This window comes from Bradyrhizobium diazoefficiens USDA 110 (genome assembly GCF_000011365.1).
Lineage (GTDB): Bacteria > Pseudomonadota > Alphaproteobacteria > Rhizobiales > Xanthobacteraceae > Bradyrhizobium > Bradyrhizobium diazoefficiens.
Genome location: NC_004463.1, coordinates 2,767,223 through 2,788,758, shown reverse-complemented (window position 1 = coordinate 2,788,758; position 21,536 = coordinate 2,767,223). Strand labels below are relative to the sequence as shown.

Annotated in this window: 18 protein-coding genes; 4 read left to right on the top strand and 14 right to left on the bottom strand. The window is 65.5% G+C overall.

The window, feature by feature from the left end; all coding sequences use genetic code 11:
* Positions 1–64: 64 nt before the first annotated feature.
* The 5 genes from BJA_RS12535 to BJA_RS12515 form a co-directional block, all read right to left on the bottom strand.
* On the bottom strand, positions 65–1,807 hold the full coding sequence (locus tag BJA_RS12535) for a methyl-accepting chemotaxis protein (RefSeq protein ID WP_028175620.1): 1,743 nt from the start codon (positions 1,805–1,807) through the stop codon (positions 65–67).
* Positions 1,808–2,039: 232 nt separating this feature from the next.
* On the bottom strand, positions 2,040–2,273 hold the full coding sequence (locus BJA_RS12530) for a DUF6894 family protein (protein WP_028175619.1): 234 nt from the start codon (positions 2,271–2,273) through the stop codon (positions 2,040–2,042).
* A 163-nt stretch (positions 2,274–2,436) separates the two neighbouring features.
* On the bottom strand, positions 2,437–3,036 hold the full coding sequence (locus BJA_RS12525; RefSeq protein ID WP_011085332.1) for a hypothetical protein: 600 nt from the start codon (positions 3,034–3,036) through the stop codon (positions 2,437–2,439).
* A 113-nt stretch (positions 3,037–3,149) separates the two neighbouring features.
* A complete protein-coding gene (locus tag BJA_RS12520) occupies positions 3,150–4,136 on the bottom strand; it encodes an MDR family oxidoreductase (protein ID WP_011085331.1) in 987 nt (328 codons plus the stop codon).
* A gap of 41 nt (positions 4,137–4,177) precedes the next feature.
* Positions 4,178–5,431 carry an MFS transporter gene (locus BJA_RS12515; RefSeq protein WP_038965920.1) on the bottom strand — a complete coding sequence of 418 codons (1,254 nt, stop codon included), beginning with the start codon at positions 5,429–5,431 and terminating at the stop codon, positions 4,178–4,180.
* A 341-nt stretch (positions 5,432–5,772) separates the two neighbouring features.
* Here BJA_RS12515 and nadA point away from each other — a divergent pair, with 341 nt between their 5' ends.
* The 3 genes from nadA (at position 5,773) to nadC (ending at position 9,564) form a co-directional block, all read left to right on the top strand.
* Positions 5,773–6,891 (top strand): quinolinate synthase NadA, encoded by a 1,119-nt coding sequence (gene nadA, locus BJA_RS12510; RefSeq protein WP_011085329.1) that lies wholly within the window; start codon positions 5,773–5,775, stop codon positions 6,889–6,891.
* A 172-nt stretch (positions 6,892–7,063) separates the two neighbouring features.
* Positions 7,064–8,674: an L-aspartate oxidase gene (locus tag BJA_RS12505; protein WP_011085328.1), complete on the top strand. Its 1,611-nt coding sequence runs from the start codon at positions 7,064–7,066 to the stop codon at positions 8,672–8,674.
* Positions 8,675–8,685: 11 nt separating this feature from the next.
* Positions 8,686–9,564: a carboxylating nicotinate-nucleotide diphosphorylase gene (gene nadC, locus BJA_RS12500; protein ID WP_011085327.1), complete on the top strand. Its 879-nt coding sequence runs from the start codon at positions 8,686–8,688 to the stop codon at positions 9,562–9,564.
* A gap of 189 nt (positions 9,565–9,753) precedes the next feature.
* On the opposite strand, the gene BJA_RS12495 is transcribed toward nadC, so the two are convergent.
* From BJA_RS12495 to BJA_RS12485, 3 genes are all read right to left on the bottom strand, one after another.
* Entirely contained in the window at positions 9,754–11,208 is a 1,455-nt protein-coding gene (locus tag BJA_RS12495; RefSeq protein WP_038965917.1) for a cell wall hydrolase, read from the bottom strand.
* A gap of 522 nt (positions 11,209–11,730) precedes the next feature.
* Positions 11,731–14,667, bottom strand: coding sequence for a pyruvate, phosphate dikinase (gene ppdK, locus BJA_RS12490; RefSeq protein WP_063921419.1), 2,937 nt, complete (start codon positions 14,665–14,667; stop codon positions 11,731–11,733).
* Between the two features lie 96 nt (positions 14,668–14,763).
* Positions 14,764–14,919: a DUF3096 domain-containing protein gene (locus tag BJA_RS12485; RefSeq protein WP_074077234.1), complete on the bottom strand. Its 156-nt coding sequence runs from the start codon at positions 14,917–14,919 to the stop codon at positions 14,764–14,766.
* A 224-nt stretch (positions 14,920–15,143) separates the two neighbouring features.
* On the opposite strand from BJA_RS12485, the gene BJA_RS12480 reads away from it, so the two are divergent.
* Complete coding sequence (locus tag BJA_RS12480; RefSeq protein WP_038965925.1) at positions 15,144–15,497, top strand: DUF1236 domain-containing protein; 354 nt, start codon at positions 15,144–15,146, stop codon at positions 15,495–15,497.
* 298 nt (positions 15,498–15,795) lie between these two features.
* On the opposite strand, the gene glyS is transcribed toward BJA_RS12480, so the two are convergent.
* The 6 genes from glyS to BJA_RS12450 all read right to left on the bottom strand — a co-directional run bounded on the left by glyS (position 15,796) and on the right by BJA_RS12450 (position 21,433).
* Complete coding sequence (gene glyS / locus BJA_RS12475; protein WP_011085323.1) at positions 15,796–17,895, bottom strand: glycine--tRNA ligase subunit beta; 2,100 nt, start codon at positions 17,893–17,895, stop codon at positions 15,796–15,798.
* On the bottom strand, positions 17,895–18,830 hold the full coding sequence (locus BJA_RS12470) for a glycine--tRNA ligase subunit alpha (protein WP_011085322.1): 936 nt from the start codon (positions 18,828–18,830) through the stop codon (positions 17,895–17,897). The genes glyS and BJA_RS12470 overlap by 1 nt, the downstream gene beginning before the upstream one ends.
* Before the next feature lie 188 nt (positions 18,831–19,018).
* Positions 19,019–19,210, bottom strand: coding sequence for a hypothetical protein (locus BJA_RS12465; RefSeq protein ID WP_028175609.1), 192 nt, complete (start codon positions 19,208–19,210; stop codon positions 19,019–19,021).
* Positions 19,211–19,326: 116 nt separating this feature from the next.
* Positions 19,327–20,235: a S49 family peptidase gene (locus tag BJA_RS12460; RefSeq protein ID WP_011085321.1), complete on the bottom strand. Its 909-nt coding sequence runs from the start codon at positions 20,233–20,235 to the stop codon at positions 19,327–19,329.
* Positions 20,236–20,451: 216 nt separating this feature from the next.
* A complete protein-coding gene (locus tag BJA_RS12455; protein WP_011085320.1) occupies positions 20,452–21,213 on the bottom strand; it encodes a tRNA1(Val) (adenine(37)-N6)-methyltransferase in 762 nt (253 codons plus the stop codon).
* Entirely contained in the window at positions 21,206–21,433 is a 228-nt protein-coding gene (locus BJA_RS12450; RefSeq protein WP_011085319.1) for a DUF2007 domain-containing protein, read from the bottom strand. The genes BJA_RS12455 and BJA_RS12450 overlap by 8 nt, the downstream gene beginning before the upstream one ends.
* Positions 21,434–21,536 lie beyond the last annotated feature (103 nt).

Sequence of the window (21,536 nt, the reverse complement as noted above, 5' to 3'; positions counted from 1 at the left end):
CGAACCACCGCACGTCCTCGCGCGACGGTTGCAGCCGTCGGGTGACCAGTGAGGACGGCCGCCCTCAGGCGGCGCGCACCGTCTCCAGGAATCTGCCGACCTCGAGCTTGAGGCGATTGCTGTCGCCGGACAGCATCTGCGCGGCGGACAGCACCTGCGAGGAGGCCGATCCGGTCTCGCTCGCGCCACGCTGCACGTCCGTAATATTGGACGAGACCTGATGTGTGCCTTGCGCGGCCTGCTGCACATTGCGGGAGATCTCCTGCGTCGCCGCGCCCTGCTCCTCCACGGCCGCTGCGATGGTCGAGGAAATCTCCGACAGCTTCTCGATGGTGTCGCTGATGTCCCTGATCGCGCCGACCGAATGCTCGGTCGCGGTCTGGATACTGGCGATCTGCTGGCCAATCTCGCCCGTCGCCTTCGCAGTCTGCTCGGCGAGTGCCTTGACCTCGGAGGCAACGACAGCGAAGCCGCGGCCGGCTTCGCCGGCGCGCGCCGCCTCGATCGTGGCATTGAGTGCCAGGAGGTTGGTCTGGCCCGCGATGGTGTTGATCAGCTCGACGACGTCACCGATCCGCGTCGCCGCCTTGGACAGCTCGCTGACGCGCTCGGTCGTGGTGCGGGCCTGGCCGACGGCCTCGCTCGCCACGCGCGCGGATTCCTGCACCTGCCGGCTGATCTCGGTGATCGAGGACGACAGTTCCTCCGTCGCGGACGCTACCGACTGCACGTTGGTGGAAGCTTCCTCCGAGGCTGCTGCAACCACGGTGGTGAGCTGCTGCGTGCGTTCGGCGGTCGAGGTCAGCGTCGTCGCGGATGCCTCGAGCTCGGTCGAGGCCGACGACACCGTGCCAACGATCTCACCGACGGCGCCTTCAAAGCTGTCGGCGAGCCTGCGCATCTCGGCCTTGCGCTGCTCGGCCGCGATCTGATCCTGCCGCATCTTGGCCTCCGCTTCCTCGCGCGCCTTCTGCTCGGACACGATCTTGAATTTCTCGACGGCACCGGCGACCTCGCCAACCTCGTCCTTGCGGCCGAGGCCTGGCAGCACCACGGAAAAGTCGCCGCCAGCGAGCTTCTCCATCGCGGCCGTGAGTGCGCGCATCGGCCGCGCAATGCTGAAGACGGAGAAGATGCAGGCACCGATCAGAACCAGCGCGACCAGCACGCCGGTGACGAGCGACGTCCGCGCAACCGACGCGGCTTCGGCCTCTGCCTCGGTGCGCGTCTCGACGCTCCTCTGCTTGGCGAAGTCGGTGATCTGATTGGCCAGCTCGGAGATCTCTTCGTTGATCGGCGCCAGCGTCCCCTTGCGGATGCGATCGACCTCGGCAACGAGCTTTGCGAGTTGCGCCGCCGCTTCGCCGTCCTTCTTCCCATCGAGCGCGAGCTCCTGCTTGCGGATGGCTTCGATCTGCAGCTCACCCTTGCCGAATTCGCCGATCAGCACGGTCAGGCGATCGATCCGCTTGCGATTTTCCGCCGAGCGCGAGAGCTTGGCCATTTCGCCGGAGTATTTCAGGGCCGCCGTCTGCCGGTCGTTGAAATAGGTGACCGCCTTCTGCATCTCCGCGGGCGAGGACGAGGTCAGGATGTCGCGAATGCCGATTTGCATCCCTCGCACCGAGGCCTTCGCTTCCGCGGCGTTTTGCGCGATCGTCTGCTGTCCCGATACTCCGTTGCCGAGCCTCTGAACCTCGGTGCTGCCGCTCATCTGGAGGAAGATCATCAGCGCGACGAGCCCGATTGTCAGCGCGGAGGTGATGGCGAGCTTGGTGCCGATTCGCAGATTCTGAATGACCATCATCGAACTTTTCCCCGGGATACGCATTGCCGCGACGAAGCGCGTGAACATCCCGGGAAGGCTAACCGGCAGGTTACTCATTAACGTTAAGCGGGACCCTCGCGTCTTAGGTAGAAGTACGGAAAACGCGGCTTAAATCTGTGGACTTCCACACGTTTCACGCGCAGCGAAATGAAGCTTCTCGGATTTGCATGCTTCGCGTTCGTTAACGCCCGCGCCGTCATTCGCGGCGGTGTCAGTTCACCGTCTCCCCGACGAGGCTGATGCGAAACACCGGCTTCTTGTTCTCGTCGAGCAGCTCCATGCACCACTCGGCATTCGGCTTCAGGGTGCGCGAGATGCCGCCGAGCAGATTGGCGCAGACCTCGGTCATCTCGGTCCACGCGGCCGCGCGATCCTCGAACTCATACGGCTGATCGGCGGCGCCGGAATAGCGACCGGTACTGATGCGGAAGAAGTACAGCGACATCGTTGAACCCTTTTATCGGGCCGCGCCCCCCGGCCGTACGCAAACTGGGACGCGAACAGCTACCAACGCATGAAAGCCGCCGTCCGTATGACTACGGCGCGGCGGCTTCGTGTTCGATGGACGTCTTCAACGAGAAAGTGCGCGGACGGTCCCGCGCAGCCGCTCACTGGGTCGAGCGGCGCAGCTCCAGCGGGCCTTCGTTCTTCGCGGGCTCCGGTTTGCTTTCCGATTTCACCGGCTCAAGCCGGCTGCTCTCAACACGCGGGGTCTCGACGCGCGCGGCGACCTCGGTGTTCGGCGTAGCGACCGACCCCGTGTGCTCAGAAGAGCGCAGCGAGCGCGGCCGCGCGACGGCGCGCGCCATCAGCATCTGGTTGCCGCCCTGGTGGTGGAAGTCGCAATAGGCGAAGCCCATGCCCGACACCGAGCCGCGGAAGCTGCGATCGTCGGTCTTTTCCAGGTTGAAACAGGGCTCGAACGGAATGCCCTTGATCGAGGCGCAGACGTTCTGGCCACGGATCTGGAGCGTGTTGCCGGGCAGGCGGAGATGGCGGACCGGGCCCGCGCCCGAGAACTGCACGGCGCCGGCGGCGCCGAGGTCATCCAGGATTCGGCCCGCGCCGCGGGTGCCGTCGAAACAGGTGAAGGCGAACACCTTGCCGGCGACGAAGCGACGTGCCTCGTCGGCGTTCATGCCTCCAGCAATGGCCGGCGCAATCGTCGCCGCAGCCGTGACAGCCCCCAACACAATACGCGCAAGCATGCTCAACTCCGAACCGACCCCCGCAGCGGGCGATGCCTTATCTCTTTACCCGCTGCTTACCATACTAACCATGGCGACATTGAAGCAGCTTGGTTGGTAAAGTCTGAACGCCGTTAGACAATTTTTACCACGATCCGGCCGCGGACCTGGCCGGACAGGATTTTCGCGCCCCATTCGGAAACCTCGGCGAGCGGAATTTCGTGAGTAATTTCAGATAGTTTAGACCGGTCCAGATCGGACGCCAGACGCTGCCATGCGGCCTTCCTGGGCTCGATCGGGCACATCACGGAATCGATGCCGAGAAGGCACACTCCGCGCAAAATGAAAGGTGCGACAGAAGACGGCAGGTCCATGCCGGCGGCAAGGCCGCACGCCGCGATCGCGCCGCCGTACTTCGTCATCGACAGGAGGTTGGCCAGCGTGGTCGAGCCGACGCTGTCGACACCACCCGCCCAGCGTTCCTTGGCGAGGGGCTTGGCCGGCGCCGACAATTCGTTGCGGTCGATGATCTCGGCGGCGCCGAGGTGCTTCAGGTAATCCGCTTCCGAGGTGCGGCCGGTCGAGGCGATGACGTGATAGCCGAGCTTGGACAGCACGGCGGTCGCGACCGAGCCGACGCCGCCGGCCGCGCCCGTCACCACCACGGGGCCGCTCTTCGGCGACAGGCCGTGCTTCTCCAGTGCCAGCACCGAGAGCATTGCGGTGAAGCCGGCAGTGCCGATCGCCATGGCGTCGCGCGCCGACAGGCCCTGCGGCAGGGCGACCAGCCAGTCGCCCTTCACCCGCGCTTTCTCGGCATAAGCGCCGAGATGGGTCTCGCCCATGCCCCAGCCGGTGCAGACGACCTTGTCGCCCGCCTTCCACTGCGGATGCGAGGATTGCTCGACCGTGCCGGCGAAGTCGATGCCGGCGATCATCGGGAAGCGGCGCACCACCGGCGCCTTGCCGGTGAGCGCGAGGCCATCCTTGTAGTTCAGCGTCGACCATTCCACGCGGACGGTGACGTCGCCCTCCATCAGCTCGGCTTCGTCGAACTGCGTAAGCTGCGCGGTGGTGCCCTTGTCCGCCTTGTCGATCCGGATCGCCTTGAACGTGGCCACAGCTGAACTCCCTGACTTGTTTGACGGGGATGTTTAGCCGATCAGGCAGGCTGCGCAACCGCTCTCGCGACGGGTTTCTCCACGATCGGAAGATTGATCAGCGCCGAGAGCACGCCGAACAGGATCGAGAGCCACCAGATCGGCGTGTAGGAACCGAACCGCTCGAACACGATGCCGCCGAGCCAGACGCCGAGGAAGCCCCCGACCTGATGGCTGACGAAGGCGAAGCCATAGAGCGTCGCGAGCCAGCGCGTGCCGAACATCAGCGCGACCAGCGCCGAGGTCGGCGGCACCGTCGACAGCCAGGTCAGGCCGGAGATCGCACCGAACGCGATCGCCGAGAACGGCGTGATCGGGAACGAGATGAAGGCCAGCGTCGCAAGCGCGCGGGTGAAATAGATGGTCGAGAGGATGTAGCGCTTGGGCAGCGAGTTCTGGAGATAACCGACGCTGAGCGATCCCATGATGTTGAACAGGCCGATCGCCGCGATCACCCAGCCGCCGGTTTGTGTCGAGATGCCGCGATCGACCAGGAACGCCGGCAGATGCACCGTGATGAAAGCAAGCTGGAAGCCGCAGGTGAAGAAGCCGAGCACCAACAGCACATAGGAGCGGTGGCCAAAGGCTTCCGCGAGCGCCTTCATGAAGGTCTGCTCATCCGCAGGCGCCGCGCTTGCCGTGCTTGCGACCGGCGGCGTCGAGAGCGCCAGCGACAGCGGAATGATCAGCAGCATCAGGAAGCCGAACACAGTGAGCGCCTGCTGCCAGCCGAAATTGTCGATCAGCGCGACGCCGATCGGCGCGAACAGGAACTGACCGAACGAGCCCGCCGCAGTACCGGCGCCGAGCGCCAGGCCGCGCTTCTCGGGCGGCAACAGCTTGCTGAACGCCGACAGCACCAGGTTGAACGAGCAGCCGGCAAGACCAAAGCCGACCATCACGCCCGCCCCTAAGTTCAGCGACAGCGGCGTCGAGGAGTAGCGCATCAGGAGCAGGCCGCCGGCATAGAGCAGCGCGCCGACGCACATCACCCGGAACAGGCCGAATCGATCGGCGACCGCGCCGGCGACCGGCTGGCCCAATCCCCACAACAGGTTCTGCACGGCGATGGCGAGGCCGAACACGTCACGCCCCCAGGCGAACTCATGGCTCATCGGCTGCACGAAGAAGCCGAGCGCCGAGCGCGGGCCGAAGCCGAGCATGCCGATGGCGCAGCCGCAGAGGATGATGATTGCCGGCGTGCGCCAGGTGGAGGAACGCGAGACCGGACCGAGTTCGCCCACTTGTGTCGACATGGTGTTCCTCATCTTGTCGTTGGCGGATCCGAAATAGGCAGCCACAGGTCAGCTCGTTTAATGCAAATGCATGAACATCCCAAGTCAAAAATGATTGCGTTCTCCGAAGGGCTGCTGCGCGAGCATTGCGTTTCAACCAGACCTGGTCCGGCGCCGCGGAGCGCGACTTGACGGGAATGTGTGCGAGCAGACCTAGCAACTCCCGGCCATGCGTGATATCTTTGATTTACTCAGATTGAGCATATTAGGGCGATGACGACGTGCGACCCGGCCTCTCGGCCGGATTTCTCGGGCCCCGAATATACTCACATTGAGCATAATAACACGAGCGGGAGGCTTTGATGCCGATCACTGGACTTTACGGCCCCGACGACTTTGCCAACCGGCCGCAGGGCCAAGCCACGAACCAGATCACGCCCTTCCCACGCGCCGCGCCGGCACGAACGGGATCGATACTGCCGATGCCCTCGCTGGAATGGACTGACGAGGTCGAGCGCGCCACCGCGCCGCTCTATGAGCGCGTGAAGCACGTGATCCCGCCGATCGAGTGGCCGCTGATGGCGCCGACCATCAAGGCGATCAACGAGCTGAAGCAGGCGCGAGGCGCAGTGATCCTCGCGCACAATTACCAGGCCCCGGAGATCTTCCACTGCGTTGCCGACATCGGCGGCGACTCGCTCCAGCTCGCCGTCGAAGCCACCAAGGTGAAGGCCGGCATCATCGTCCAGTGCGGCGTGCACTTCATGGCGGAGACCTCGAAACTGCTCAACCCGGACAAGACGGTGCTGATTCCGGATTCGCGCGCCGGCTGCTCGCTTGCCGCCAGCATCACTGGCGCCGACGTTCGCCTGCTCCGGGAAAAATTTCCCGGCGTTCCCGTCGTCGCCTATGTCAACACCTCGGCGGAGGTTAAGGCCGAGGTGGACATCTGCTGCACTTCGTCGAACGCGGTGCAGGTAGTCGAGAGCCTCAATGCGCCGAGTGTGATCTTCCTGCCCGACCGCTATCTCGCGACCTACGTGGCCTCGAAGACCGACGTGAAGATCATCGCCTGGAAGGGCGCCTGCGAGGTGCACGAGCGCTTCACCGGCGGAGAGCTGCGTGAGCTTCGCGAGGCCGATCCCTCGGTGCAGATCATCGCCCATCCCGAATGCCCGCCCGACGTGCTGGCCGAGGCCGACTTTACCGGCTCGACCGCACACATGATCAACTGGGTGCGCGCGAAGCGGCCGCGGCGGCTCGTGATGATCACCGAATGCTCGATGGCCGACAATGTACGCGCCGAGCTGCCTGACGTGGAGATGCTCCGCCCCTGCAATCTCTGCCCGCACATGAAGCGCATCACGCTCGCCAACATTCTGGAGAGCCTGCTGACGCTACGCGAGGAGGTGACGATCGATCCCGCGCTTGCGGTGCGCGCGCGACGCTCGGTCGAGCGGATGATCAATCTGAAGAATTGAGCATCAAACAGCAGCAACACCCACAGTGTCGTCCCGGCGAAGGCCGGGACCCATAACCACAGGAAGGTGTGGTTGCAGAGAACGACGTCAAGCAGCTTAGCCAAACAACTACTGCTGCGGAGTATGGGTCCCGGCCTTCGCCGGGACGACGGTTGAGAGCTTGGAGAAAGCCATGACAACAAACAACATCCACAACCTCACTCGCAGCACCGACGATGTCGTCATCGTCGGCGGCGGCCTTGCCGGACTGTTCTGTGCGCTGAAGCTCGCGCCGCGGCCGGTGACGCTGATCTCGGCGGCACCGCTCGGACAGGGCGCTTCGTCCGCATGGGCGCAAGGCGGCATCGCCGCGGCGGTGGCCGAGGGCGATACTCCGGAAGCACATGCCGCAGATACGGTTGCCGTCGGCGGCGGCCTTGTCGACGAAGCGGTCGCGCTCGGGATCGCCCGCGAGGCCGCGCCGCGCATCCACGACCTGCTCGCCTATGGCGTGCCGTTCGACCGCGATCTCGAAGGCAGGCTCGCGGTGGGGCGGGAAGCTGCGCATTCGGCGCGCCGCATCGTGCATGTGCGCGGCGACGGTGCGGGCGCAGCGATCATCGCGGCGCTGGGCGAGGCCGCGCGCCGGACGCCGTCGATCCGGCTGATCGAGGGTTTCGTCGCCGAAGCGCTGTTGACGGAAGACGGCGCCGTCTCCGGCCTTCAGCTGCGCGAGGCCGGCAATCCTGCCGCCCCGCCGGTCCTGCTCGCCTCACGCGCGGTGGTGCTCGCGACCGGCGGCCTCGGCCATCTCTATGCCGTCACCACCAATCCGCTTGAAGCAAGCGGATCGGGCCTTGCGATCGCCGCGCGCGCCGGCGCCGTGATCGCCGATCCTGAATTCGTGCAGTTTCACCCCACCGCCATCATGGTCGGCCGCGATCCGGCACCGCTGGCGACGGAGGCGCTGCGCGGCGAAGGGGCGACGCTGATCAACGCCGATGGCGAGCGTTTCATGCTGGCGCGTCATCCGCTCGCCGAGCTCGCGCCGCGCGACATCGTGGCCCGCGGCGTGTTCGCCGAGATCGCGGCCGGGCGCGGCGCATTCCTCGACGCACGGCAGGCGCTGGGCGCACGCTTCGCCGACAAATTCCCGACCGTGCATGCGAGCTGCATCGCCGCCGGCATCGATCCCGCCACGCAGGCCATCCCGATCGCGCCCGCCGCGCACTACCACATGGGCGGCATCGCGGTGGACGGGCGCGGCCGCAGCTCGATCGACGGGCTATGGGCCGGCGGCGAAGTGTCCTCCACCGGTGCGCATGGCGCCAACCGCCTCGCCTCGAATTCGCTGCTGGAGGCCGTGATCTACGCCGCACGCATCGCCGACGACATCGCCGGCCGCGCCATCCCCTCGGCTGCCCGCCTTCCCGACGCATTGGTGGCGCCGCGCGGCGGCGCACCGGATGCCGCGGTCGTGAAGCGGCTGCGCGCGACGATGAGCGCGCATGTCGGCGTGATCCGTCACGGTGACGGTCTTGCGGAGGCCGTGCACAGCTTCGCTGCGCTCGAACGTGACGCAACGAGCATCGCTGTCCGCAACATGGCGACAACAGCCCTGCTCGTCGCCGCTGCGGCCTGGACGCGGTGCGAGAGCCGCGGCGCGCATTTCCGCTCCGATCATCCGGCTGATCTCCCCGCGCAGGCGAAGAGAACGATGACCACCCTCGCAGCAGCGCGCGAGGTCGCAGAAAACCTCACCGAACGCCCAATGCCGCGCATCGCGCAACCCATGATCGCCTGACGGAGTCCTCTATGATCACCCCGACATCCCTGCTCTATCCCGACGCCTTCCTCTCGCCGCTCGCGATCGACGAGTCCGTGCACCGCGCGCTCGACGAAGATCTCGGCCGCGCCGGCGACATCACCTCGCTCGCGACGATCCCGGAGGCGACAAAAGCAAAGGCGATCCTGGTCGCACGCCAGTCCGGCGTGATCGCCGGCCTGCCGCTGGCGCTGGCGACGCTGCAAGAGCTGTCGTCCGACATCGAGGTGCGCGCGCATGTTCGCGACGCCGCGCGCATGGCCCGCGGGCAGCACGTGCTGACGATCTCCGGTCCCGCGCGCGCCATTCTCACCGCGGAGCGGACCGCGCTGAACTTCGTCGGGCGGCTGTCGGGCGTCGCGACGCTGACGGCGGACTATGTCGCGCGCACCGAAGGCAGCAGGATGCGGATCTGCTGCACGCGAAAAACCACGCCGGGCTTGCGCGCACTGGAGAAATACGCGGTGCGCTGCGGCGGCGGCTTCAACCACCGCTTCGGCCTCGACGACGCGATCCTGATCAAGGACAACCACATCGCGGTCGCCGGCGGCATCCGCCCCGTGCTGGAGCGCGCACGCGCCCACGCCGGCCATCTCATCAAGATCGAGATCGAGGTGGATACGCTGGCGCAACTGCGCGAGGTGCTGGACACGGGGATGGCTGACGCCGTACTGCTCGATAACATGGACCTTGCGACGCTGCGTGAGGCGGTGCGGATGAGCGAGGGACGGCTCAAGCTGGAAGCATCCGGCGGCGTCACGCTGGACTCGATCGCCGCAATCGCAGCGACCGGCGTCGACTACGCCTCGTCCGGCGCGCTGACGCATTCGGCGCCGAATTTCGATTGTGCACTGGATATCGAGGCGTGATTTCTTTGCCTCTCCCCGCTTGCGGGGAGAGGCCGGAATTCGCGCTGAAAGCGCGGATTCCGGGTTAGGGGGAGTCTCCGCGAGTCTAACTCTCACCGTCCCCGTGGAGAGTCCCCCTCACCCCAACCCTCTCCCCGCAAGCGGGGCGAGGGAGCACGGCTGCGCTTACGGCGACAGCCGTAAGCTATCTCAGCGCCGCTCGCTCACACCCATCTCGGCGGAGCTCTTGGCTTCCTGCGTGAGCTCGGCGGAGAGTGCGGCAGTCTGGGCCGGAGAGCCCCAGCTCGGTTCCTCGCTGCCGTCGCCCCAGGCGCGCGGGCGATAGAAGGTGTGCACGCCGGTCTTGTACATCTTCTTCATCTCGGCGACCCAGGACGGGCGCACCCAATAGGCGTGGTAATGCGTGGACTTGCCGACCTCGGGCAGCCAGATCTGGCCGTCGAGCATCGCTTTCGCGATCTTCTTGGCGCGCTCCCACATCTCGGGCTCGCGGATCACGTCGGGATTGTTGTCGCAGGCAAAGGTGAACTGGCAGGCGAAATGGCGGTGCTTGTTCTGATAGACTGCTCCGCACACCGTGTCGGGATATTTGCCGGAGAACACGCGGTTCATCACAACCTGCGCGACCGCCATCTGGCCGCGCACGGCCTCGCCGCGGGACTCGAAGTAGACCGCTTCCGCGAGGCACTTCTCGGATTTCGCGCGCGACTTGTCGTCGAGTGCGAGCCGCTCCGCCGGCGACCTGGCGCGCTGGTTGTCGGCATTGACCTCGCCCTTCGGCGCGACGCTCTCGCCGCTCTCGATGTCCTTGGCGATCTCCTCCGACGGCGGCGTCAGCGAGGCCGTCACCTTCATGTCGGGGTCGGGCATCACGATCAGCGGCTCGGCGCCGGGCTGCCAGCTCTCGATGCTCTCGAGATTGCCGCCGAGCGAGGAGCTGCCGAAGAACAGGTTCGCGGTCTTGACGCTGAAGGGATCGCGCGCCGGCGCGGCGGGCGCCGTGGCCCGCTTCAGCGCCTCCAGCGGCTGAACCGCGAACGAGCGCGCAAGGTCGCTGGCCTTCGGCGGATTGGCATATTGCGGCAACGGCGGCGCGCGAAGCGCTTCCTGGAGCTCGGGGTCGAGCGCGGCTGCGGACTCCGGCGACATCGCTTGCGGCAACGCGGCAGTCTTGGCGCCGAACACCGAGCTGTTCGACGTCGCGGGATCTTCCTGCGCGGGGGTTGCGGTCGGTGCGGCAGCGTCGGGAGACGTCGTCGGTGGTACGATAGCGAGGCGATCACCCTTCATGGAGCGATCGACCTTGGGAAAGTCGGCGGCCTGGTAGCGCGGCGGCGCCTGAAGCGCCGGATTGCGGCTGATCGCGCCGGTGACGTCACGGCCATCGAGGCTTGCGAGGCGAACCATCGCGCTCTGCGGAACCGAGGTGCCGATGGGGCGGGAAAAACTGTAGGTGGCGAGCTGGATCGAGGACGCCGCGGAATACACCTGCTTCTGCCAACGCTCGGCGACGCCGGGCTGACGCGCCAGCAGCGAGGCAATATCCTGATAGCCGGTCTCTCTCGGCATCAATGCGAAGATGCAGAGACCGATGCCGAAGGACGCGAACCGCGCGCCCTTCGGATGGTTACGCAACACTGACATCGATACGCTCACGCTACGCTAACGCCAGACAAATCGAACCGCAGTACATCCGTGCAATTCGATCTTTTTCGTAAGTATCCAATTTAGGTTGCCGGGGCGTTAATCGGCGTTGCGCGCGCGGCACACTCAAGCGATTGCAGGTGTTTTCACGGGGCAATGATGCGCCTTGGTAAATGCCGCCTCACGCGAAGCGGTAAACATCTGGTCAACGCGAATGGTGAAGGAACTCTTGCGCGCACGTATCATTACGGGACGCGCGACGAGTTCCCGGCGTTGGCGTTTGCACACAGCGCTTCCACACCACAGCAGTCATGCCCCGCGGGCGATGACACCGAGAGTGTGGCGGCATGCGCGTTCAACAGTCTCGTCATTGCGAGCGGAGCGAAGCAATCCAGACTGCCGCCGCGGAGGGATTCTGGATTGCTTCGCTGCGCTCGCAATGACGGCGTGGCAAGAGTGCCGCTCAAAATGAAAGAGGCGGGGTTGGGCCCCGCCTCTTCGCATTCAACATTTCAAATCGCCTTACGCCTGGCTCGCGACTGCCTTGCCGAGTGCGGCTTGCGCCGCGGCGAGGCGGGCGATCGGCACGCGGTAGGGCGAGCAGGAGACGTAGTCGAGGCCGATATTGTGGCAGAAGGCGACGGAAGCGGGATCGCCGCCATGCTCGCCGCAGATGCCGACCTTGAGCTTCGGGCGGGTCTTGCGGCCGCGCGCGACGCCGATCTTGACCAGTTCGCCGACGCCCTCCTGATCGAGCGCGACGAAGGGATCGATCGGAAGGATGCCCTTGGACACGTAGGTGCCGAGGAAGCTCGCGGCATCGTCGCGGCTGATGCCGTAGGTGGTCTGCGTCAGATCGTTGGTGCCGAACGAGAAGAACTCGGCGCTCTCCGCGATCTCGGCCGCGAGCAGACAGGCGCGCGGCAGCTCGATCATGGTGCCGACCTGATAGGCGAGCTTGGTGTTGGTGTCGCGCATCACGGCCTGTGCGGTGGCGTCGATGCGCGCCTTGACGAGGTCGAGCTCCATCTTGGTGGCGATCAGCGGCACCATCACCTCGAGGCCCACGGCCTTGCCGGTGCGCTTCTCGGCCTCGACCGCGGCCTCGAAGATCGCGCGCGCCTGCATCTCGGCGATCTCGGGGTAAGCGATCGCGATACGGCAGCCGCGGAAGCCGAGCATCGGGTTGAACTCCGACAGCTCGCGCGCGCGGTCGGCCAAGCGCCGCGGGTCGGTGTTCATGGCGCGCGCCACTTCCTCGACCTCGGCATGGGTATGCGGCAGGAATTCATGGAGGGGAGGATCCAAAAGCCGGATCGTGACGGGCAGGCCCTTCATGATCTCGAACAGCTCGACGAAGTCGGCACGCTGCATCGGCAGCAGCTTGGCGAGCGCTGCGCGGCGTGACTGCTCGTCCTCCGAGAGGATCATCTCGCGCACCGTGCGGATGCGGGTCTCCTCGAAGAACATGTGCTCGGTGCGGCACAGGCCGATGCCTTCCGCGCCGAACTTGATCGCTGTGCGGGCATCGTCCGGCGTATCTCCGTTGACGCGAACGCCGATCTTCCGGACCTGGTCGGCCCACTTCATCAGCGTGCCGAACTCGCCGGACAGCTCCGGCTCGATCATCGGCATGCGGCCGGCGAGTACCTGGCCGAGCGAGCCGTCGATGGTGATGACGTCGCCGGTCTTGAAGGTGCGCGAGCCGATGCTCATGGTGCCGCGGCCGTAGTCGACGCGGATGGTGCCGCAGCCGGAGACGCAGGGCTTGCCCATGCCGCGCGCGACCACCGCCGCATGCGAGGTCATGCCGCCGCGGGTGGTGAGGATGCCTTCGGCGGCGTGCATGCCGTGGATGTCCTCGGGGCTGGTCTCGATGCGGACCAGAATCACTTTGCGCCCGTCGGCCTGAAGCTTGGCCGCTTCGTCCGAGGAGAACACGATCTCGCCGGAGGCCGCACCGGGCGAAGCCGGCAGGCCGGTCGCGATCACGTCGCGCTTGGCGTTGGGATCGATGGTCGGATGCAGCAGCTGGTCGAGCGAAGCCGGATCGATCCGCGTCACCGCTTCCTTCTTGGTGATCAGGCCCTCATTGGCGAGCTCGACCGCGATGCGCAGCGCCGCCTTGGCGGTACGCTTGCCGCCGCGGGTCTGAAGCATCCAGAGCTTGCCCTGCTCGACCGTGAACTCCATGTCCTGCATGTCGCGGTAGTGCTTCTCGAGCAGCGTGTAGATCCGCGTCAGCTCCTTGAAGGCCTCGGGCATCGCCGCTTCCATCGACGCCTTGTCGGAGCCGGATTCCTTCCGCGCTTCCTCGGTGATGTCCTGCGGCGTGCGGATGCCCGCCACCACGTCCTCGCCCTGCGCGTTGATCAGGAACTCGCCGTAGAGCTTGCTCTCGCCGGTCGAGGGGTTGCGGGTGAAGGCGACGCCGGTCGCCGACGTCTCGCCCATGTTGCCGAACACCATGGCCTGCACGTTGACCGCGGTGCCCCAGGATTCCGGAATGTCGTGCAGCTTGCGATAGGTCACCGCGCGTGCGTTCATCCAGGATGAAAACACCGCTCCAATCGCGCCCCAGAGCTGGTCGTGCGGATCCTGCGGGAAATTCTTCCCGGTCTCGCGCGCGACCGCGTCCTTGTACTTGCCGACCAGCTCGACCCAGTCCTCAGCCGACAGGTCGGTGTCGAGCGTGTAGCCTTGGCTGTCCTTGAAGGTGTCGAGGATTTCCTCGAAGTGATGGTGTTCGAAACCGAGCACCACGTCGGAATACATGGTGATGAAGCGGCGGTAGCTGTCATAGGCGAAGCGGCGGTCGCCCGACAGTTCCGAGAGCGCTTCCACGGTCTCGTCGTTGAGGCCGAGATTGAGCACGGTATCCATCATGCCCGGCATCGAGGCGCGCGCGCCGGAGCGCACGGAAACGAGCAGCGGGTTCTTGGTGTCGCCGAACACCTTGCCGGTCAACTTGCCGACATGGTCGAGCGCCTTCTCAACCTGCGACTGCAACTCCTTCGGATAGGTCTTGCCGTGTGCGTAGAAGTAGGTGCAGACCGAGGTCGGGATGGTGAAGCCGGGAGGCACCGGCAGGCCGAGATTGGCCATCTCGGCGAGGTTGGCGCCCTTGCCGCCGAGCAGGTCGCGCATCTCCGTCCGGCCCTCGGCCTTGCCGTCGCCGAACGTGAACACCCATTTGCCGGCCTTGGCCGCAGCTGGCGCAGGCTTGCTCGGTGTCGGCTTCAGAGCGACCTTGGCAGCGGCCTTCGGCGCAACCGGCTTGGTCGCAGCCTTTGAAACCGCCTTGACGGCGGACTTCGCAGCCGACTTGGCCGCGGGCTTGGCAATCGGCTTCGGGGCGCTCTTGGAAAGCGCCTTGCGAGCCGCCGGCGCGGCTTTCGCCTTGACGGAGGACTTTGATTTCGCTGGTATTTTCTTAGGCTTCGAGGCGGCTTTGGCCATAGCTTGCACACAACCTGCGAGAGGAAAGGGAAATCGCGCGCCTTACACCACTTTGGGCAGGCCCGCGCAAGTCGAAGAGTTCCGGAAAATGAAGGCCTAGAGATGGAGCCACTTCAACAATCCGAGCCCTATCGCACCATTTATGATGAGAAAGATCGCGACGATGAGGTTGAGAAGCCGCGGCATGATCAGGATGAGCACGCCCGCAATCAACGACAGGATCGGCGAAATGTGGGCGACAGTGATGTGCATGAATTATCTTTCCGTGGTGGTGGGGCGAATCGCGGGCGGATCATAGCGGACCCGGTTCCGCGGGTAGAGACGCACTAGGGGTCGCACGAGTTCCCCCCTTCGCGAAAACTGCCCAAAAATGCCGCGAATGCGGCAAGGCATTTTCCGGAACATCGCGCGCGTCGCAGCATTGGCAACCGGTCGCGCCACTGGCGCCGGCTGAAATCATGTCGAAGGAGTTGCCCATGCGGAACAGGATTCTCGCTCTCGCAGCGCTTGGCGTCGCGCTCGGTGCGCCGATTGCGGCACAGGCGCAAACAGGCATTACGGTTGGACGCGCGCCCGTCGTGGTCGACGGCGGCCCGACGATTGCGGTCGAGCAGCGGCCAGCATTCCGCGACTATGTGGTCGAACAACGTGTACCGGCCTTTCGCATTCCGGATCGCGTGGTGGTTGGCGCCACCTTACCCGAGAGCGGCGTGACCTATTATGACGTGCCGCAACGTTTCGGCGCCACCACCTATCGCTACACCGTCGTGAACGGCGAGACCGTGCTGGTCGAGCCGCGCTCGCGGCGCATCGTCGAGGTGCTGGACTAGATCCTCGACGGACACGTTCCTTTCGAGCGAACCGGTATCCACTTCGCTCGAAAACGCATCGTTCAACTCGATGTCCGGCGCGTCAAATCAGGCTGACGCGTGCAGTGTTAGAATCGGACATCAGGCCCCGCCCGGTTTCCCCCGCCGGGTGGGGCTTTTTTGCGCTTCGTCATTCCGGGGCGCGCCATTTGGTGCGAGCCCGGAATCCATTTCTCTGCATCACGCGCGGCACGATGGATTCCGGGTTCGCGCTTCGCGCGCCCCGGAATGACAGTAGTGTTTGCCGCTCGGCCGCGCCTCAATCCTGGATCTTCGAGAAGTCCGCGACCGCACGCGTGGCGCTGCGGATCTCGTTCAGCAGCTTCAGGCGGTTCTCGCGCACCTTTGGATCATCGTCATTGACGCGGACCTTGTCGAAGAACGCATCGACCGGCGGACGCAGCTTCGCCATCGCGCTCATCGCGGCGGCAAAGTCTTCCTTGGCGACGGAGGCGCTTGCTTCCGCCTGCACCTCACTGATCGCCTTCGCCAGCGCCTTCTCCTCGCCGAGGCTGTAGAGCGCAGCATCCGGCGCACCATCGAACGTGCGCTTGTCCTTCTTCTCCTCGATCGAGAGGATGTTGCTGGCGCGCTTGGTGCCGGCCAGCAGGTTCTTGCCGTCGTCGGATTCGAGGAATTTGCCGAGTGCATCGACGCGGCGAACGATCATCAGCAGGTCGTCCTGGCCACCGAGGGCGAACACGGCGTCAACGAGATCGTGCCGCGCGCCCTGCTCGCGGAGCTGGACCTTCAGGCGGTCGGCGAAGAAGGTAAGCAGGTCACCCGGAAGCTTCTGCACATCGGCTGGCTTCACCGACAAGCCGGCGAGTGCGGACGCAGCCACCTTCATGAGCGACAGCCGCAACGTGTTCTCGGCAATCAACCGGATCACGCCGAGCGCCGCGCGACGCAGCGCATACGGGTCCTTGCTGCCCGTCGGCTTCTCGTCGATCGCCCAGAATCCGACGAGGGTGTCGAGCTTGTCGGCGAGTGCCACCGCGACGCTGACCGGGTCGGTCGGCACGCGATCGGCGGGGCCCTGCGGCTTGTAGTGCTCCTCGCACGCCGCCGCGACGGAGGCATCCTCGCCCTGGGCCAGCGCGTAGTACTTGCCCATCAGGCCCTGCACCTCCGGGAATTCGCCGACGACTTCGGTCAGCAAATCCGCCTTCGCCAGATGCGCGGCACGCGCCGTCTTGGCAACATCGGCGCCGACAAGCGGCGCGATCTCGGCGGCGAGCCGCTCGATGCGCGTGATGCGCGCGGCCTGCGTCCCGAGCTCCTCGTGGAACACGATCTGCTCGAACTTCGGCAAGCGGTCCTCGAGCTTGGTTTTGAGGTCCGTCTCGTAGAAGAACTTCGCATCGGAGAGCCGCGCGCGGATGACGCGCTCGTTGCCGGCGATGATCGTCTTGCCGCCGTCGGTGGCTTCGATGTTGGCGACCAGGATGAACTTGTTGGCGAGCTTGCCCGTCTTGGCATCGCTCACGACAAAGCACTTCTGGTTGTTGCGAATCGTGGCGCGGATTACTTCCGCGGGCGTCGCCAGAAATTCCTCCTCGAACGAGCCCATCAGCACGACCGGCCATTCGACGAGGCCGGCGACCTCGTCGAGCAGGTTCTGGTCCTCGACGAGATCGAAACCCTGCGCGAACGCAAGCTGCTTGGCGTCGGTGAGGATCGCGTCCTTGCGGCGCTCGGGATCGAGCACGACCTTCGCGTCCAGCAGCTTCGCTTCATAGTCCTCGAAGCGGCGCACGTTGATCGCGGCGGGCGCCAGGAAGCGATGGCCGTAGGTGGTCTGGCCGGCTTCGATGCCGTCCACCGCAAACTTCACGACATCGGGCTCTTCGGTCTCGAGCCCAAACGTCGCGGTAATCGCGTGCAGCGGACGCACCCAGTTCAGCGAGCCCGGCTTGCCCGAACGCGCGCCCCAGCGCATCGATTTCGGCCAGGGGAAGGTGCGGATGATGACGGGCAGGATCTCCGCAAGCACGTCGATCGCGTCGCGGCCGGGTTTTTCGATCAGCGCGATGTAGAAGTCGCCCTTCGGATCGCGCTGGATCTTGGCCTCGTCCAGCGACTTCAAACCTGTCGCTTTCAGAAAGCCCTGCACGGCCGCATCGGGCGCGCCCATTTTCGGTCCGCGGCGTTCGGTCTTCAGGTCGGGCTGGCGCGCAGGGATTCCGTGCACGGTGAGCGCAAGGCGGCGCGGCGTCGCGAAGGCTTTCGCACCCTCGTAGACGAGGCCTTCGGCGACCAGCTTGTCGGTGACCATGCGGCGCAGATCGTCGGCCGCCTTCGCCTGCATGCGCGCGGGGATTTCTTCCGAGAACAGTTCAAGCAAAAGATCGGGCATCAGGCCGCTCCGCCCGCTTCAGTATGGATCCAGGCCTCGCCGCAGGCCTTTGCCAGCTCGCGCACGCGAAGAATGTAGCTCTGCCGCTCCGTCACGGAGATCACGCCGCGCGCGTCGAGCAGGTTGAAGACATGGCTCGCCTTGATGCACTGGTCATAGGCCGGCAGCGCCATCAGGTGCTCTTTCCGGTTTCCCTCGCGCCAGCCCGCGTCGAGATATTTCCGGCAGGCCGCTTCCGCCATCTTGAACTGCTCGAACAGCATCGCGGTGTCGGCGACTTCGAAGTTGTGCTTCGAATATTCCCGCTCGGCCTGGAGGAAGACGTCGCCATAGGTGACCTTGGCGTCGCCATCGCGGCCGTTGAAATTGAGGTCGTAGACGCGGTCGACGCCCTGCACATACATCGCGAGGCGCTCGAGCCCGTAGGTGAGCTCACCCGCGACCGGCGCGCATTCGAAGCCCGCGACCTGCTGGAAATAGGTGAACTGGGAGACTTCCATGCCGTCGCACCAGCATTCCCAGCCAAGGCCCCAGGCGCCCAGCGTCGGGCTCTCCCAATCGTCCTCGACGAAGCGGATGTCGTGCACGGCGGAATCGATGCCGATCGCGGCGAGCGACTTCAGGTACAGCTCCTGAAGGTTCGGCGGCGACGGCTTCATGATCACCTGGAACTGGTAGTAGTGCTGCATCCGGTTCGGATTCTCGCCGTAGCGGCCGTCCTTGGGCCGGCGCGAGGGCTGCACATAGGCCGCGTTCCAGGGTTTCGGCCCGAGCGCGCGCAGGGTGGTCGCCGGATGGAAGGTACCCGCGCCCATCTCCATGTCGTAGGGCTGCAGGATCACGCAGCCCTGCTCGGCCCAGAACCGCTGGAGCGCGAGGATGAAGCCCTGGAACGAGCGTTCCGGGCGCATATGGGCGGGCAAGGAGGCGTCCATCGTCAGATCAGGCTCTCGCGGGGGGTTTTGAATCGCGCGGGACCGTATCGACGGCAGGGATGGGAATCAAGGCAAAGGGGGTGGAAATGGCCGTCATTCCGGGGCGCCCGAAGGGCGAACCCGGAAGCTCGAGATTCCGGGTTCGGTCCTGCGGACCGCCCCGGAATGACGCCGTGTGGAAGGTGCAGCTAACCCGGGCGATACGCCCCGGTCACGGGGTCACGCTTCAGCGTCTGGATGTCCCCCATATGGGCGGCCTCGGCGACGCGCGCGAGGCGCATCTCCTCCAGCTCCTGGTTGATCCGGACAGCGGTCTTGTAGGCCCAGCGGACCACGGCAAGCCCGCCCAGGACGCCCGCGAAAGCGACGAACGGCGGCATCGGTCGATCCTTGTCTAGTGCTCAGCCCCCACGCACATTCTTGCGCAGACCGGGCCGCGCCGCAATTGGCCCGGCTTCAAGTCTCCTTGGGACCAAATGGCGCGGAAGACCGCGCCCTAGAACCCGAATTTCGCCCAAATCGCCCGCGTTTCGACCGCCGAGATCAGCTCGTCCGGCAGCCCGGCCATTGATTCCAGGGCCGAAAGCTGGCCTGCGCCGGGCGATTTGCGCCCCAGAAGGCCGGACAGCAGCCCGGTCGGCTGCGCGATCACGGGGGTGAGAACCTTCTCGCCATAGCGGGCACGAAGAGTTGAGCGGAGATCGCCGATGCCGTCGGCCAGCCCCAGCGCGATCGAACTCGCGCCGGCCCAGTATTCGCCGGTGAACAAGGTGTCGTCCTCGCCCTTGAGCCGCGCGCCGCGGCTCTCCCTCACCAGCGCAATGAAGATCTGGTGGATCTCGCGCTGGAGCGCCTTGAGCTTGGCGACGTCGTCGGGGTTTTCGGGCAGGAACGGATCGAGCATCGCCTTGTGCGCGCCGGCGGTATAGAGCCTCCGCTCGATGCCGAGCCGCTTGATCGCGTCCTGGAAACCGAAGCTGCCGCCGACCACGCCGATCGAGCCGAGGATCGAGGACGGATCGCAGAAGATCTCGTCGCCCGCACAGGCGATCATGTAGCCGCCCGACGCCGCGACGTCCTCGACGAACACCAGCACCGGCAGCTTCTTCTCCGCCGCGAGCTGCTTGATGCGCAGATAGATCTGGCGCGACTGCACCGGCGAGCCGCCGGGCGAATTGATCACCAGCGCCACCGCCTTGGCGTTCCGCATCGAGAAGGCCCGCTCCAGCACCCGCGCGACGCCTGCGAGCGTCATGCCCGGACGCAGCGGCGTCACTGCACCGATCACGCCTGACAGCCGCACCACCGGCACCACCGCCGTGCCGGGGCGGAAGCGCGCCGGCAGATATTGCATGAGCTTGTCGGCCAGGCCGGAACTCTCACGATCGTTCAATTGTTCGGCCATGCCGTTACCTCTGTTTAACCATTTTTTATCACGCGACTGTCATTGAAAGTGCCTGGAACGTGTTTTGCAGAATTCCCGTCGGGAAGCTGCAATGAAGCAGCGGAGGAAACGCCATGAAGATCTATCTGCTGTTGATGCTGATCGGTGCGCTTTTCACGGCGATTCGCTTTACGTCCCCGCAAGAACAGCAGTCGGAATCGCTGCCGCAGTAGGCCGTCACAGCTCCGCCAGCGGCAAGACTGCCCTTCCCTCCAGAATATCCGTCACCTCTTTTTTAGGCACGTGTGACTCTTCGTTAAGCATGAGGCCCGGCAGCAGGCGCGTCGGCGCCCTGCCGCCTTTGATCGCGCGCACCAGCACGCGGATCGCGGGCCGTCCCGCTTCGCCATGAACCGGCAGGATCGCAAGGCTGCCGAAGCCGCGTGACAGCGCTGCCAAAATCTCGGCGATTCCATCCGCGCGCCAGATCAACGTCAGCACACCGTTCGACCGGAGGATACGCCGCGCTGCATGCACCCACGCATGCAGCGTCTCCTCCGTCGCCACATGCGCGATATGGCGCGCCTGGTCCGGCGAGCCGCGATGGCGCACCGGATCGTTGAAGGGCGGGTTCATCAGCACACTATCGACGCTGTCGGGCACGAGCCCATGTGCCACGAAAGCCTGCGCATCGGCCGTGACGTCGAGCACGATCGTCTCGGCGGCAATCGCGTTCGCCGCCGCATTGGCGCGCGCGAGCTCCGCCAGTTCCGGATCGATCTCGACCAGGCTGAGCCTGATCCCCGCCACGCGCCGGCCAAGCGCCAGCCCGGCCGTGCCGATGCCGGCGCCGAGATCGACCACGCGGTCGCCCGCTCTCGCCTCCGTCGCCGCCGCGAGCAGGATGGCGTCATGCCCGGCGCGATGCCCGGACCGCTTCTGCTTCAGCCGCAACTGGCCGCCGAGAAAGGCGTCCTCGGTGATGTCGGCCTCAATCATCGCCGCGCAGTTCGTGGCTGAGCCCCGCCTCGGTCAGGAGCTGCCGGGCCTCCTGGGCGTCGTCCTCATGGACCAGGATCCGCCGCGGCAAAATGCCGAGCGAGCCCTCGATGATGCTCATGTTCTGGTCCAGCACCAGATGATGGATATTGGCGCCGTCGAGCAGCGCGCCGATCGCCGACACCAGCACCATATCGTTGGTCCGAACCAGTTCACGCAAAACGCAGGTCTCCTGCCTGAAAGGGGTTAAGCGGCAAATGTCAATGGTTCCGCGGCACTTGCCGCGTCCGCCTCCAGTTTCTATTGTATTTCCATCAGAATAG

Bases quoted from the DNA above. Each gene is read 5' to 3' on its own strand.
- nadA (WP_011085329.1), top strand. From the start codon at position 5,773: ATGCCGATCACTGGACTTTACGGCCCCGACGACTTTGCCAACCGGCCG.
- BJA_RS12460 (WP_011085321.1), bottom strand. From the start codon at position 20,235: ATGGCCGAACAATTGAACGATCGTGAGAGTTCCGGCCTGGCCGACAAG.
- BJA_RS12530 (WP_028175619.1), bottom strand. From the start codon at position 2,273: ATGTCGCTGTACTTCTTCCGCATCAGTACCGGTCGCTATTCCGGCGCC.
- ppdK (WP_063921419.1), bottom strand. From the start codon at position 14,667: ATGGCCAAAGCCGCCTCGAAGCCTAAGAAAATACCAGCGAAATCAAAG.
- BJA_RS12505 (WP_011085328.1), top strand. From the start codon at position 7,064: ATGACAACAAACAACATCCACAACCTCACTCGCAGCACCGACGATGTC.
- BJA_RS12515 (WP_038965920.1), bottom strand. From the start codon at position 5,431: ATGTCGACACAAGTGGGCGAACTCGGTCCGGTCTCGCGTTCCTCCACC.
- BJA_RS12455 (WP_011085320.1), bottom strand. From the start codon at position 21,213: ATGATTGAGGCCGACATCACCGAGGACGCCTTTCTCGGCGGCCAGTTG.
- BJA_RS12485 (WP_074077234.1), bottom strand. From the start codon at position 14,919: ATGCACATCACTGTCGCCCACATTTCGCCGATCCTGTCGTTGATTGCG.
- glyS (WP_011085323.1), bottom strand. From the start codon at position 17,895: ATGCCCGATCTTTTGCTTGAACTGTTCTCGGAAGAAATCCCCGCGCGC.
- BJA_RS12525 (WP_011085332.1), bottom strand. From the start codon at position 3,036: ATGCTTGCGCGTATTGTGTTGGGGGCTGTCACGGCTGCGGCGACGATT.
- BJA_RS12495 (WP_038965917.1), bottom strand. From the start codon at position 11,208: ATGTCAGTGTTGCGTAACCATCCGAAGGGCGCGCGGTTCGCGTCCTTC.
- BJA_RS12465 (WP_028175609.1), bottom strand. From the start codon at position 19,210: ATGCCGCCGTTCGTCGCTTTCGCGGGCGTCCTGGGCGGGCTTGCCGTG.
- BJA_RS12535 (WP_028175620.1), bottom strand. From the start codon at position 1,807: ATGATGGTCATTCAGAATCTGCGAATCGGCACCAAGCTCGCCATCACC.
- BJA_RS12470 (WP_011085322.1), bottom strand. From the start codon at position 18,830: ATGGACGCCTCCTTGCCCGCCCATATGCGCCCGGAACGCTCGTTCCAG.
- nadC (WP_011085327.1), top strand. From the start codon at position 8,686: ATGATCACCCCGACATCCCTGCTCTATCCCGACGCCTTCCTCTCGCCG.
- BJA_RS12480 (WP_038965925.1), top strand. From the start codon at position 15,144: ATGCGGAACAGGATTCTCGCTCTCGCAGCGCTTGGCGTCGCGCTCGGT.